This window comes from Ramlibacter sp. GS1-15, assembly GCF_057785015.1.
This window is the reverse complement of the sequence record NZ_JBYNTU010000001.1, coordinates 1,243,022-1,255,710: the sequence shown is the minus strand read 5'-3', so window position 1 is coordinate 1,255,710 and position 12,689 is coordinate 1,243,022. Positions and strand designations below refer to the sequence as shown.

Genomic DNA, 12,689 nt, shown 5'->3' with positions numbered 1-12,689 from the left:
CGTGTCACTGGTGCGGCGGCGTATCGACCGCGTCGACCTGCGGCAGCGGCTCGCGCGGCGCCTGTTCCTGGCGGCCTTCGCCCTGCGGCTCACGCGGCGGGCGCGGCTCACGGTGCTCACGCGGCGGGCGATCACCACGATCGCCGCGCTCGCCGCGGTCACCGCGCTCACCCCGCGGGCCACGCGGCTGCTCTTCGGGCATGCCGGCCGGACGCTCGAGCAGCGCCTTCATGGACAGCTTCACGCGGCCCTTGTCGTCGGTCTCGAGCACCTTCACGCGCACCACCTGGCCTTCGCTCAGGTAGTCGCTGACCTTCTCGACGCGCTCATGAGCGATCTGGGAGATGTGCAGCAGGCCGTCCTTGCCGGGCAGCAGGTTGATGAGCGCGCCGAAATCCAGCAGCTTGGTGACCGGGCCTTCGTAGACCTTGCCCACTTCCACTTCCGCCGTGATCTCCTCGATGCGCTTCTTCGCGTGTTCGGCCTTCTCGGCTTCGGTCGAGGCGATGGTGATGGTGCCGTCTTCGGCGATGTCGATCGTCGTGCCGGTTTCCTCGGTCAGCGCGCGGATGGTGGCGCCGCCCTTGCCGATCACGTCGCGGATCTTCTCCGGGTTGATCTTCATCGTGTACAGGCGCGGCGCGAAGTTCGAGACGTCCGCCTTGGCCTCGCCGAGCGCTTCCTGCATCTTGCCCAGGATGTGCATGCGCGCTTCCTTGGCCTGCGCCAGCGCGACCTGCATGATCTCCTTCGTGATGCCCTGGATCTTGATGTCCATCTGCAGGGCCGTGATGCCGGTCGCCGTGCCGGCCACCTTGAAGTCCATGTCGCCGAGGTGGTCCTCGTCGCCCAGGATGTCCGTGAGCACCGCGAAGCGGTTGCCTTCCTTGATCAGGCCCATGGCGATGCCCGCCACGTGCGCCTTCACCGGCACGCCGGCGTCCATCAGCGACAGGCAGCCGCCGCAGACCGAAGCCATCGACGACGAGCCGTTCGACTCGAGGATTTCCGACACCACGCGCATGGTGTAGGGGAACTCGTCCTTGCTCGGAAGCACGGCGACCAGCGCGCGCTTGGCAAGGCGGCCATGGCCGATCTCGCGTCGCTTGGTCGAGCCCATGCGGCCCACTTCGCCGGTCGCGAAGGGAGGCATGTTGTAGTGGAACAGGAAGCGGTCTTCGTATTCGCCCATCAGCGCGTCGATGCGCTGCGCATCGCGCTCCGTGCCCAGCGTGGTCACGACCAGCGCCTGCGTCTCGCCGCGCGTGAAGAGGGCCGAGCCGTGGGTGCGGGGCAGCACGCCGGTGCGGATCTCGATCTGGCGGACGGTGCGCGTGTCGCGGCCGTCGATGCGCGGCTCGCCGGCCAGGATCTGGCTGCGGACGATGCCGGCTTCGACGTTGAACAGCAGTTCGTCGACCTTGACGGCGTCGAACTCGACGCCTTCGGCCTTGAGCGCCGCGTGCACGGACGCGTTCGCCTCGCGCAGGGCCTGCGTGCGGGCCTGCTTGCTGCGGATCTGGTAGGCGGCGCGCAGCTTCTCGTCGGCGAGCTGGTTCACCTTGGCGATGAAGGCCTCGTCCTTGGCGGGCGGCTGCCAGTCCCACACCGGCTTGCCGCCTTCGCGGACCAGCTCGTGGATGGCGTTGATCGCGACCTTGGCCTGCTCATGGCCGAACACCACGGCGCCCAGCATCACCTCTTCGGACAGCTGCAGGGCTTCCGATTCGACCATCAGCACCGCGGCTTCCGTGCCGGCGACGACGAGGTCCATGTCGGACATCTTGCGGGCCGTCTGGCCGGGGTTCAGCACGTACTCGCCGTTGACGTAGCCCACGCGCGCGGCGCCTATCGGGCCGGCGAACGGGATGCCGGAGACGGCCAGCGCGGCGCTGGTGCCGATCATGGCGGCGATGTCGGCGTCTACCTCGGGGTTCAGCGACAGCGTGTGGATCACCACGTGCACTTCGTTGAAGAAGCCTTCGGGGAACAGCGGGCGGATCGGGCGGTCGATCAGGCGCGAGGTGAGCGTCTCGTGCTCGCTCGGCTTGGCTTCACGCTTGAAGAAGCTGCCGGGGATCTTGCCGGCGGCATAGGTCTTCTCGATGTAGTCGACGGTGAGCGGGAAGAAATCCTGGCCGGGCTTGGCGCTCTTGGAGGCGGCCACGGTGGCGAGGATCACGGTGCCCTCGATGTCGACGATGACGGCGCCCGAGGCCTGGCGGGCGATCTCGCCCGTTTCCAGCGTGACGGTGTGGGATCCCCACTGGAAGGTCTTGGTGACTTTGTTGAACATGGTCATGTTCGGCTCCTGGTTATGGTTGGAGTGGGAGGCTGGAAGCGGCGAACACGATGCCATTCCAGGAGGGGCCTGCCGCAGGCCCCTGTTGGAATGACACAGCGCGTGGTCGTCTTCGTTGCCTTCCGATGTGCAAACGCCTGAGCCAGCGAACCTGCCGAGCTCAGGCGTCCTGCATGGGTGCGGCCTTACTTGCGCAGGCCGAGCTTGCCGATCAGCGCCGTGTAACGCTCCGCGTCCTTGTCCTTCAGGTACGCGAGCAGGCTCTTGCGGCGGTTCACCAGGCGCAGCAAGCCGCGGCGGCCGTGGTGGTCCTTGGCGTGCGTCTTGAAGTGCGGGGTGAGTTCGTTGATGCGGGCGGTGAGCAGGGCGACCTGGACTTCGGGGCTGCCCGTGTCGCTGGCGCCGCGCGCGTTGGCCTTGACGATCTCGGCCTTGTTGATGGCGGTCATCGGTGTTTCCTTGTTTGAAGATTGACTTGCGTAGGAGGCTGGAACGGCCCTCTACGTGCGCTCCGCGGGATGCAGAACCTGTGGATCATAGCAGACGGGCGGATAACCAGCGGGAGAGCCGGCCCACGCCCTCTTGCAGCCGCCCGATGTCCTTCGACGCGAAGCACCAGCGCAGCCAGCCTTGCGCCTCGGGCGCAAAGGCGTTGCCCGGCGCCAGGCCCAGCCCCGCCTCCTTGACCAGCCGCTTCGCGACCTCCAGCGAATCGGCGTAGCCGCTGAGCTTGAAGAAGGCGTACATGCCGCCCTGGGCCGGTTGCACCTCCACCTGCGGCAGCGCCTGCAGCTGCGGCACGAGCACGTCGCGGCAGGACTTCAGGTGCGCGACCACGCGCGGCGTGACTTCGTCCGTGCGCTCCATCGCGACCTGGGCCGCGCGCTGGGTGAACACGCTGGCGCAGGAGGTGTTGAACTCGATCAGCTTGCCCATGTGCTGCGTCATGGACGCGGGCATCACCAGCCAGCCGAGCCGCCAGCCGGTCATGAGGAAGCTCTTGGAGAAGCTGTGCGCCACGACCAGCCGGTCATCGGCAGAGGCGGCATCCAGGAAACTCGGCGCGCAGGAATTCGCAGTCGCTTCGTAGTAGAGGCGCTCGTACACCTCGTCCGCAAGGATCCAGGTCCCGGTCTTGCGGCAGTGGTCCAGGATCGCCTGCTGCTCGGCGCGCGACAGCGTCCAGCCGGTCGGGTTGTTCGGGGCGTTGACGATCAGCAGCTTCGTGGCCGGCGTGATCGCGTCCAGCAGTCGCTGCAGGTCCAGCGTCCACGCGCCCGCCTTCGGCACCAGCGACACCCGCTTGAGCTTCGCGCCCATGATCAGCGGCTGCGCCGTGAGGTTGGGCCACACCGGCGTGACGGCGACCACTTCATCGCCCGCATCCACCAGCGACTGCACCGCCAGCATCAGCGCGTTGACACCGCCGGACGTCACGGCGATGCGCTCGCCCTTCACACTGCCATGCAGCCGCGTCGTGTACGTCGCGATGGCGTGCCGCAGTTCCGGCAGGCCCAGGTTGTGGGCGTAGAACGTCTCACCCTTGCGCAGCGACTCGATCGCCGCCTCGCGAATGAACTCGGGCGTGGCCTCGTCGCTCTCCCCGAACCAGAACGCCAGCACGTCGCTGCGTCCCATGCCGGCGTTGGCGACTTCGCGGATCTTGGATTCTTCGAGGTTCAGGATGGCGCTGCGCATGCGCCGATTGTCAGTCCTGGCGAACCATCCTGCAGCCGTGGGGCATCTCGGCCTGCGCGGGCGTGAGCTGCCGGATCACGCGAAAGCCGTAGCCCGAGCCCTCGACGTCGAACTTCACCCCCGGCGTGCCGGCCCTGTCCATGATGCCCACGGCGAGCGGCTGCTGGAACTGGTGATCGGCCGCGCGCATCGTGCCGGTCTGGCCGGCCATGGTCACGGAAACCCGTTCGAGCGCGAGCGCCACCGGCACTGCCTGCACGGCGCCCGCCTTCTCGATCGCCTGGGCCAGCGCTTCCACGAGGAGCTGCATGCGCAGGTGCACGTAATCGTCGGCGGGCTTCGGGTAGCGCTGGTGGAAAGCCTGGTAGAAGGCCTCGCTCTGCGCGCCGGGCACGTTGGGCAGCCAGTCGGCCACGGCGATCACCCTGCCGATGCCCGCCTCCCCCATCGCCGCCGGCGCGCCGAGCGCGTTGCCGTAGAACGTGTAGAACTTGCCTTCGTAGCCGGCTTCCTTCGCCGCCTTCACGAGCAGCGTGAGGTCGTTGGAGAAGTTGCCCGTGATCACCGCCTGCGCGCCGCTGGCCTTGATCTTGGCCGCATAGGGCGCGAAGTCCTTGATGCGCAGCAGCGGGTGCAGCTCCTGCGCGACCACCTGCACGTCGGGCCGCTGCGCTGCCAGCTGGCGATTGGCTTCGCGCTGGACGGCATGGCCGAAGCTGTAGTCGGGGTTGATGAGGTACACCGATTTCACCGACCGGTCGTCGCGCAGCACCGACATCAGTGCCGCCATGCGCATGTCGGCATGCGCGTCGAACCGGAAATGCCAGAAGCTGCACTTCTCGTTCGTGAGGATCGGGTCCACGGCCGAGTAGTTCAGCAGCAGCACGCGGCGATCCGGCTCGCGCTCGTTGTGCTTGTTGACGGCGTCGATCAATGCCGCCGTTACCGCCGACGAATTGCCCTGCAGGATGAAACGCGCACCGTCGTCGATGGCCGAACGCATCGCGGCGAGCGCTTCCTCGATCTGGCCCTTGCTGTCGTAGCGGACCAGTTCCAGCAGGCGCGGGCCTTGCGCGGTGCGCACGCCCCCACGCTGGTTGACGCGCTCCACCGCCCACACCAGGTTGCGGAACACGGCTTCGCCGCCGTTCGCGTTGCCGCCGGAGAGACCCTCGACCAGCGCCAGCCTCACCGGGGGCAAGGGCGCCTGCGCGTGAGCGAAGGCCGGCACACATAGCGTCGCGGCCAGCGATTTCAAGACGTTGCGTCGAAGGATTTTCCTCATGGGATCTGCGGTGGTGGACTCTTGAAATAGTGAAGCGCGTGCGCAACTTCCTAAGCAAGCGGCGATCACGGTGAAAGCCGCGCAGTGTAAGGGCCGGTCGGTACGCACCTGTGCCGGGCCCGTTGCAAATCAGGACATCAAGGAGTTCGCCATGTTTTTCGCACCGGTTCTTCGCACCCGCGCCGCTGCCCCGTCGTTCCGTTCGTTCGACCGCAGCTTCGAACGCTTCTTCAGCACCCTCGGCTTCGACGTCAAGGAAGACGAGAAGGCATGGACGCTGTCGCTGGATCTGCCCGGCGTCGTGCGTGAAGACCTGAACATCAGCGTCGAAGGCCCCGTCGTGACGATCGCCACCAGGGCGGAAGCCAAGCGCCAGTACAAGGCCGCTTACGAACTGCCGGCCGAAATCGACGCCGAAGCGACCACCGCCGCACTCGAGAACGGGGTGCTGACCCTCGCGCTCGCGAAGAAGCAGCCGGTCGACAAGTCGCGCAAGATCGAAGTCAAGTAAGGCTCAGGCCCCGGCCGGCCCGGCCAGCGGCAGGGCCACGGTGAACGTGCTGCCGCGCCCCGGGCCTTCGCTGGCGACGCTCACCGTGCCGCCGTGAAGTTCCACGATGCGCCTGACCACGGCCAGTCCGATGCCGAAGCCTTCGGGCGACAGGGCGCGGCTGGACCGCTGCTGGTGGAACATCGTGAAAACCGAATGGAGTTCGCCCGGCTCGATCCCGACGCCGCTGTCCGCCACGGTAATCACCGCATGCCCGCCTTGCTGGCAAAGCCCGATGCGGATCCAGCCGCCCGGCGGCGTGAACTTGCACGAGTTGCCCAGCAGGTTCGCCATCACCTGGTCGAGGCGGACCTCGTCCGCGCACAACCGGAGCGGCTCTTCGGGCATTTCCACCGTGACCGTCACGTGCCTGCGCGCGGCTTCCGCCTCGCAGTCGGCCGCCGAGTCGCCGACGATGTCCTGCGCGACCGCTTGAGCCAGGTTCAGCTGGAGGCGATCACCCAGGGGCCTGGCCGCATCCATCAGCTCGCTGACCGAACGGCTCATGTTGCGAAGCTGGCGCCGGGCGACCGCCAGCGCCTTGGCCTTGGCAAATGAATGGCCGACGCCCGCGCCCAGGACATCCACCGCATAGCGCAGCGGCGCAAGGCCGTTGCGCAACTCGTGGCCCAGTGTCGTGAGGAAGACGCCCTGCGCCTCCGATGCGTTCGGCGCCTTCGAGCCTGAGTCGTCCGGCGGCTCGCACAGGACCATGATGCGCATGGCGCCCCCTGCGGCCGGAGGGCAGGCCCACGCCCGGAACGCGAGCCCGTTGTCGCCGAGCACTCGCGCCGGTGCCGCGGCGGGATCCGCGTGCCTCACGCCCCGGATCAGTTCCCCGGTTCTCGAGCCCACCAGCGCAGGCAGGCCGCCGAACCGGCGGAATGCTTCATTCTCGAAGACGACACGGAACTGGCCACCGTCCACGACATCGGCGAGGCACACCCCTTGCGCGAGATGGCGCGACAACAACTCGCATGCCTGCATGGCATTGCGGCCGTCGATGCTGCTGGCCCGCACCGGTACGTACCCTCCCTTGCCGGCGGAGGACTGGAAGTTCCCCTGCGACTTCAGGCGGGCGGCGGCCAGAAGATCCGAAAAATGGAGATGCATGTAAGAACGCGCGAGCTTGCCTGTAGGATGCGTCGCACGTCGCCTGGCGTCGGTCCGTTACCGCACATTCGGCCCGGGCCCTGTGAAAAAATGTACATCAATTCCCGCCCTTCGTTGTGCATGCTCTTCCGCGAGGCCAGAATAGGCAGAGCTGGAAAGGGTCGAAAGCTGGTGTTCATCCGGATGCGATTGTTTCTGCGGTCTAACCGCATGTGGCCGGCGCCCCGCAGCAAATGAGTTGCAACCGCTGACGCAGAGGTACACCATCCGGCTGGAATGCAGGAGGGATGATGGAGGCGATCGAACCGCCCGTGGCGAACCAGCTGCTGGCAGGATTGCCACCCGCGGACCTGGCTGCGATCGAGCCGCACCTCGCTCGTTGCGAGCTTGCGCTCGGTGAAGTGGTGCATGCGCCGGGCAGTCGCATCACGCACCTGTACTTCCCCACGACCTGCATCGTCTCGCTCATGTACACGCTGAAGGACGGCGCGTCGACGGAAATCGCGATGATCGGCCGGGAAGGCGTCGTGGGAACCCACTCTCTCATGGGCGGCCAGACCGCGCCGACCCACGCGCTCGTGCAAACCGCCGGCCGCGCCTGGCGCGCCCCCGCCGACGTCCTCCAGCGGCATTTCGAGGCCGGTGGCCAGTTCGCGCACCACCTCTTGCGCTATGCCCTGGCGCTGATCACCCAGGCGGGGCAAACGGCCGTCTGCAATCGCCACCACACCGTCCTGCAGCAACTGTGCCGCTGGCTGCTCATGAGCCTGGATCGCCTGCCGGGCCAGGACCTGGTGATGACGCAGGACATGATCGCCGACAGGCTCGGCGTGCGCCGGGGTGGCATCACGGAAGCCGCGCTTCGCCTGCAGCACGAGGGCATCATCCGCTATTCGCGCGGGCACATCACGGTGCTGGACCGTCCATTGCTGGAGAAGCGCTGCTGCGAGTGCTACGCCGTGGTCAAGGGCGAGTACGACCGCCTGCTCAAGTGAGCTTCGCTGCGCGGGCGGGCGGAACGACTTCGCTCAATGGCCATCGCGGCCGGACGTCGAAGGCGTAAACCTCGGTGGCTTTTTCCACGCCCGCCTGCAGGCGCAGTGCCGCAGCCATCGCGATCATCGCGCCGTTGTCGGTGCACAGGTGCAGCTCGGGGTAGTGCACGCGCACGCCGCGGCGCCGGGCCATCGCATCGAGTTCGCTCCGCAGCAGCTTGTTCGCGCCCACCCCGCCGGCCACGACCAGCCGGTTCATCGCGCTGCGTTCCAGCGCGTCGATGGATTTCCTCACCAGCACTTCGACGATCGCCGCCTGCGTCGATGCCGCGAGATCCGCCTTGCGTGCCTCCAGGCCGTCGCCCAGTTTCTTCACTTGCGTGAGCACCGCCGTCTTCAGGCCGGCGAAGGAAAAATCGAGATCGCCGCTGTGCATCAGCGGCCTCGGCAGCTTGAACGCCTTGGGGTCGCCCTGCTGCGCCAGCTTCGACAGCGCCGGCCCGCCCGGATAGCCCAGTCCCAGCAGTTTGGCCGTCTTGTCGAAGGCCTCGCCCGCGGCATCGTCGATGGTTTCTCCCAGCAGCTCGTAGCGCCCCACGCCGTCCACGCGCATCAACTGCGTATGGCCGCCGGACACCAGCAGCGCGACGAAAGGAAACTCCGGCGGGTCCGCCGAGAGGAACGGCGACAGCAGGTGCCCTTCGAGGTGATGCACGCCCAGCACCGGCTTGCCGAGCGCCGCACCCAATGCGCAAGCGACGCCCGCGCCCACCAGCAGCGCGCCCGCGAGGCCGGGACCCCGCGTGTAGGCGACCACGTCCACATCCTCCACCTGCGCATGCGCCTTCTCGAGCACGGCCTCAGCCAGCGGCAGCACCCGCCGGATGTGATCGCGGCTCGCGAGTTCCGGCACCACTCCGCCGTAGGCCCGGTGCATCTCGACCTGGCTGTGCAGTGCGTCCGCGAGCAGCTTCGGAACACCCGACGCGGTCGCCTCCACCAGCGCCACGCCGGTCTCGTCGCAGGAGGATTCGATGCCCAGGACTTTCATCTGCGACGAGTTTAAGGCACGGTTGTTGCTGCAAGCCCTGGGTGACATCCGCGTTGAGTTTCCTGTTGGCCGCCCGGCAGTGCGAGATCGGCGAGCTCGAGCGGCTGGCCTCCACGAGCGAGCTCGTGAGCACGATCGGCCGGTTCGTCCACGGCATCCAGCGCGAGCGCGGCACCTCCAACATCTATCTCGCCTCGCATGGAGAACGCTTCGCCGCGATGCGCATGGAGCAGGTCCCCCAATGCGACGCGCTGCAGGCCGAAGTGCTGGCGAGCTTCGAAGCGCTCGCCGCCGACCCGGCGACGGTGCGCCACGGCGCGCGCCTGTTCAACCGCATCGCGGTGACGCTCGACGCGCTGGAGGGCCTGCCGGCGCTGCGCGCGCGCATCGAGGCGCGCGCGATCGCCGCGCCGGAAGCTTCCGCGCCCTTCAGCCGCCTGATCGCCAGCCTGCTGGCCGTCGTGTTCGAAGCCGCCGACAGCGCCGGCGACCCGGAGATCTCGCGCGCGCTGGTGGCGATGTTCCACTTCATGCAGGGCAAGGAGTATTCCGGGCAGGAGCGCGCGCATGGCGCGGCCGTGTTCGCGCGCGGCCGCATCGACGCGGCCGGGCAGCAGCAGTGGCGCCACCTGATCGAGCAGCAGCACCATTGCTTCGACGTGTTCAACGAGTTCGCGGACCCGCAGCTCGCGGCCGCCGAACACCGCAGCCAGGACCATGGCGTGGTCGTGCGGGTCGAGCGCCTGCGCCGCATCGGCCACTCGCTGGGCGTCGTGGCGGTGGACGAATCGCTGGTCGACGCCTGGTACGAGTGCTGCACCGCGCGGCTGGACGCGATGCGGCGCGTGGAAGACCTGCTCGCCGGGCACCTCAAGGCGCTGTGCGAACGCAAGATCGACCAGGCGCGCGAGGCGCTGCGCGACCAGGAAGCGACGCTGCAGCGCCTGCACCGCGAATCGAGCAGCAGCGCCGACGCGCCGTCGCTGATCGGGCCGCAGCTGGAACGCTCGGTGCTGGACCTGGTCAACGACCAGGCGCGGCGGCTGCAGGCGATGGGCGACGAACTCGAAACGGTGCGCTCGGCCCTCAACGAACGCAAGCTCATCGAGCGCGCCAAGGGTGTGCTGATGGCCCACCGGCACCTCAGCGAAGAAGAGGCCTACCGCAGCCTGCGCCAGATGGCGATGAACCAGAAGCGGCGCATCGCGGACGTCGCCGAAGCGGTGCTCGCGATGGCCGATGTGCTGCCCGGGCGCTAGCGGCAGGACGCCACGCACAAAATGCGTGCCCACCGCACGTGCGCGGGGCGAAGCGCAGGGTCGTGAAGCGTCTTCTCCCTGAAACGTGCTGGCACGGTCCCTGCATTGGGGTTCCCATCGACCCGGACGGCAATGGCGCTGCCCGGGCCCCAGGACAACGGCGTCCATCCCGAGCCGCGCCTGCAACGCGCGGCCGCCAGGGTGGGCGCCTTTTGTTTTTGCACTCGAGGAGTTCGACATGGAACGTGAAGACATGCAGGCCGCGAAGCTCTCGCGCAGACAGGTGATCCAGGGTGCGGCCGCGCTCGGCGCCGCCGGCGCGGTCGGCGCGCTGACGCCGGTGCGCGCACGCGCGCAGACCGCGCTGGAGACCAGGGCCGCCAAGCTCGGCTTCATCGCGCTCACCGACGCCGCGCCGCTCTTCGTCGCCGACGAGAAGGGCTTCTTCAAGAAGCACGGCATGACGGAAGTCGAGGTGCTGAAGCAATCGTCCTGGGGTGCGACACGCGACAACCTCGTGCTCGGCTCGAAGGCGGGCGGCATCGACGGCGCGCACATCCTCACGCCGATGCCCTACCTGATCGCGACGGGCGCGGTGACCGCGAACAAGGTGCAGGTGCCGATGAACATCGTCGCCCGCCTGAACCTCGGGGGCCAGGGGATCTCGGTGGCGAAGGAGTACCAGGACATGAAGATCGGCCTGGACAACAAGGCCTTCGGCAAGGCACTGCTCGCCAAACGCCTGAAGACCGGCAAGCCCGTGAACGCGGCGATGACCTTCCCGGGCGGCACGCACGACCTCTGGATGCGCTACTGGATGGCCGCCGGCGGGGTCGATCCCAACCGCGACATCAACACCATCGTGGTGCCACCGCCCCAGATGGTGGCGAACATGAAGGTGGGCAGCATGGACACCTTCTGCGTGTGCGAGCCCTGGAACCTGCAGCTCATCCACCAGAAGCTGGGCTACACGGCGCTCACCACCAGCGAGCTGTGGATGAACCACCCGGAAAAGTCGCTCGCCCTGCGCGGCGACTACGTGCAGGCGAACCCGAATGCGACGAAGGCGCTCGTCAAGGCCGTGATGGAAGCGCAGATGTGGTGCGAGGACCCGAAGAACCGGGCCGAAGTCGCCGAGATCTGCTCGCGCCGCCGCTGGATCAACGCGCCGCTGGAGGACATCGTCGATCGCATCAAGGGCGACTTCGACTACGGCACCGGCCGCGTCGAATCCAACAGCAAGTTCCAGATGCGCTACTGGAAGGACCAGGCTTCCTATCCCTTCCAGTCGCACGACCTGTGGTTCCTCACCGAGAACATCCGCTGGGGCTACCTGCCGCCCAACCTCGACACCAAGGCGCTGATCGTCAAGGTGAACCGCGAGGACATCTGGCGCGCCGCCGCCGCGGAACTCGGCGTGGACAAGAAGGACATCCCCACGTCCACGTCGCGCGGCATCGAGAAATTCTTCGACGGCAAGGTGTTCGACCCCGCGAACCCGAAGAAGTACCTCGACAGCCAGCCGATCAAGTACATCAAGAGCGCCTGAAGGGAGCCCGAGCATGAACCACGCGGAAATCATCGAGGCCCTGCCCCTGCCCGCGCCCGCCGGTCCGGGAGCGCTGGCGCGGGCGATCGCGAAAACCGGGCGCGGCTTCGTGGAACACGTGCTGCCGCCGCTGGTCATCATCGGCGTGCTGCTGGTGGTCTGGCAGGCACTCGGCTCGCGCCCCGGCGCCGCGCTGCCGCCGCCCAGCAAGGTGGTGCAGGACACGTGGGAGCTGATCGCGCACCCGCTTTACGACCATGGCGGCAACGACGTCGGCATCGCCTGGCAGCTGCTGGCGAGCCTGAAGCGCGTCGCCTACGGCTACTCGCTCGCCGTGCTGGCCGGCGTGAGCCTCGGCGTGCTGGTGGGCCAGTCGACCTGGGCGCTGCGCGGGCTCGACCCGATCTTCCAGGTGCTGCGCACGGTTCCGCCGCTCGCGTGGCTGCCGATCTCGCTTGCCGGTTTCCGTGACGGCCACCCTTCCGCGATCTTCGTCATCTTCATCACGTCGATCTGGCCGATCATCATCAACACCTCGATCGGCGTCCGCAACATCCCCGAGGACTACCGCAACGTCGCGAAAGTGGTCCGCCTGAACGGCCTCGAGTACTTCGGCAAGATCATGCTGCCGGCCGCCGCGCCCTTCATCTTCTCGGGGCTGCGCATCGGCGTGGGCCTGTCGTGGCTCGCGATCATCGCCGCCGAGATGCTGATCGGCGGCGTGGGCATCGGCTTCTTCATCTGGGATGCGTGGAACAGCTCGCGCATCAGCGACATCATCCTCGCGCTCGTCTACGTGGGCCTGGTCGGCTTCACGCTCGACCGCATCGTCGCGTGGATCGGCCGCAAGGTCACGCGCGGCACCGCCGCCAACTGAGGAGAACACG

At 67.7% G+C, this 12,689-nt stretch carries 11 protein-coding genes; 5 read left to right on the top strand and 6 right to left on the bottom strand.

What is annotated here, in order from left to right:
• Positions 1-4: 4 nt before the first annotated feature.
• The 4 genes from pnp to AC3EF3_RS06265 all read right to left on the bottom strand — a co-directional run bounded on the left by pnp (position 5) and on the right by AC3EF3_RS06265 (position 5,285).
• Positions 5-2,302: a polyribonucleotide nucleotidyltransferase gene (gene pnp / locus AC3EF3_RS06280; RefSeq protein ID WP_488531299.1), complete on the bottom strand. Its 2,298-nt coding sequence runs from the start codon at positions 2,300-2,302 to the stop codon at positions 5-7.
• 185 nt (positions 2,303-2,487) lie between these two features.
• Positions 2,488-2,751, bottom strand: a complete 264-nt coding sequence (gene rpsO, locus AC3EF3_RS06275; RefSeq protein ID WP_488531298.1) for a 30S ribosomal protein S15 — start codon at positions 2,749-2,751, stop codon at positions 2,488-2,490.
• Between the two features lie 85 nt (positions 2,752-2,836).
• Positions 2,837-4,000 (bottom strand): pyridoxal phosphate-dependent aminotransferase, encoded by a 1,164-nt coding sequence (locus AC3EF3_RS06270; RefSeq protein WP_488531297.1) that lies wholly within the window; start codon positions 3,998-4,000, stop codon positions 2,837-2,839.
• A gap of 10 nt (positions 4,001-4,010) precedes the next feature.
• Positions 4,011-5,285, bottom strand: a complete 1,275-nt coding sequence (locus AC3EF3_RS06265) for a branched-chain amino acid ABC transporter substrate-binding protein (protein ID WP_488531296.1) — start codon at positions 5,283-5,285, stop codon at positions 4,011-4,013.
• 151 nt (positions 5,286-5,436) lie between these two features.
• On the opposite strand from AC3EF3_RS06265, the gene AC3EF3_RS06260 reads away from it, so the two are divergent.
• Positions 5,437-5,796: an Hsp20/alpha crystallin family protein gene (locus AC3EF3_RS06260; RefSeq protein ID WP_488531295.1), complete on the top strand. Its 360-nt coding sequence runs from the start codon at positions 5,437-5,439 to the stop codon at positions 5,794-5,796.
• A gap of 3 nt (positions 5,797-5,799) precedes the next feature.
• Here the strand turns inward: AC3EF3_RS06260 and AC3EF3_RS06255 are convergent, their stop codons facing one another.
• Complete coding sequence (locus tag AC3EF3_RS06255) at positions 5,800-6,948, bottom strand: sensor histidine kinase (protein ID WP_488531294.1); 1,149 nt, start codon at positions 6,946-6,948, stop codon at positions 5,800-5,802.
• A gap of 290 nt (positions 6,949-7,238) precedes the next feature.
• Between AC3EF3_RS06255 and AC3EF3_RS06250 the strand changes: the two genes are divergently transcribed.
• Complete coding sequence (locus AC3EF3_RS06250; RefSeq protein ID WP_488531293.1) at positions 7,239-7,943, top strand: Crp/Fnr family transcriptional regulator; 705 nt, start codon at positions 7,239-7,241, stop codon at positions 7,941-7,943.
• On the opposite strand, the gene tsaD is transcribed toward AC3EF3_RS06250, so the two are convergent.
• Entirely contained in the window at positions 7,936-8,994 is a 1,059-nt protein-coding gene (gene tsaD, locus AC3EF3_RS06245; RefSeq protein WP_488531292.1) for a tRNA (adenosine(37)-N6)-threonylcarbamoyltransferase complex transferase subunit TsaD, read from the bottom strand. The genes AC3EF3_RS06250 and tsaD overlap by 8 nt on opposite strands.
• 65 nt (positions 8,995-9,059) lie before the next feature.
• Here tsaD and AC3EF3_RS06240 point away from each other — a divergent pair, with 65 nt between their 5' ends.
• From AC3EF3_RS06240 to ntrB, 3 genes are all read left to right on the top strand, one after another.
• Positions 9,060-10,253, top strand: coding sequence for a nitrate- and nitrite sensing domain-containing protein (locus AC3EF3_RS06240; RefSeq protein WP_488531291.1), 1,194 nt, complete (start codon positions 9,060-9,062; stop codon positions 10,251-10,253).
• Between the two features lie 238 nt (positions 10,254-10,491).
• The gene (locus tag AC3EF3_RS06235; RefSeq protein ID WP_488531290.1) at positions 10,492-11,802 is read left to right on the top strand and encodes a CmpA/NrtA family ABC transporter substrate-binding protein; all 1,311 of its coding nucleotides are present in this window, start codon (positions 10,492-10,494) and stop codon (positions 11,800-11,802) included.
• A gap of 13 nt (positions 11,803-11,815) precedes the next feature.
• Positions 11,816-12,679 carry a nitrate ABC transporter permease gene (ntrB, locus tag AC3EF3_RS06230; protein ID WP_488531289.1) on the top strand — a complete coding sequence of 288 codons (864 nt, stop codon included), beginning with the start codon at positions 11,816-11,818 and terminating at the stop codon, positions 12,677-12,679.
• The last annotated feature ends 10 nt before the right edge of the window (positions 12,680-12,689 follow it).

What these genes read in the sequence shown, in the direction of transcription:
- pnp (WP_488531299.1), bottom strand. Translation starts at nt 2,302, where the DNA reads ATGACCATGTTCAACAAAGTCACCAAGACCTTCCAGTGGGGATCCCAC.
- rpsO (WP_488531298.1), bottom strand. Translation starts at nt 2,751, where the DNA reads ATGACCGCCATCAACAAGGCCGAGATCGTCAAGGCCAACGCGCGCGGC.
- AC3EF3_RS06270 (WP_488531297.1), bottom strand. Translation starts at nt 4,000, where the DNA reads ATGCGCAGCGCCATCCTGAACCTCGAAGAATCCAAGATCCGCGAAGTC.
- AC3EF3_RS06265 (WP_488531296.1), bottom strand. Translation starts at nt 5,285, where the DNA reads ATGAGGAAAATCCTTCGACGCAACGTCTTGAAATCGCTGGCCGCGACG.
- AC3EF3_RS06260 (WP_488531295.1), top strand. Translation starts at nt 5,437, where the DNA reads ATGTTTTTCGCACCGGTTCTTCGCACCCGCGCCGCTGCCCCGTCGTTC.
- AC3EF3_RS06255 (WP_488531294.1), bottom strand. Translation starts at nt 6,948, where the DNA reads ATGCATCTCCATTTTTCGGATCTTCTGGCCGCCGCCCGCCTGAAGTCG.
- AC3EF3_RS06250 (WP_488531293.1), top strand. Translation starts at nt 7,239, where the DNA reads ATGGAGGCGATCGAACCGCCCGTGGCGAACCAGCTGCTGGCAGGATTG.
- tsaD (WP_488531292.1), bottom strand. Translation starts at nt 8,994, where the DNA reads ATGAAAGTCCTGGGCATCGAATCCTCCTGCGACGAGACCGGCGTGGCG.
- AC3EF3_RS06235 (WP_488531290.1), top strand. Translation starts at nt 10,492, where the DNA reads ATGGAACGTGAAGACATGCAGGCCGCGAAGCTCTCGCGCAGACAGGTG.
- ntrB (WP_488531289.1), top strand. Translation starts at nt 11,816, where the DNA reads ATGAACCACGCGGAAATCATCGAGGCCCTGCCCCTGCCCGCGCCCGCC.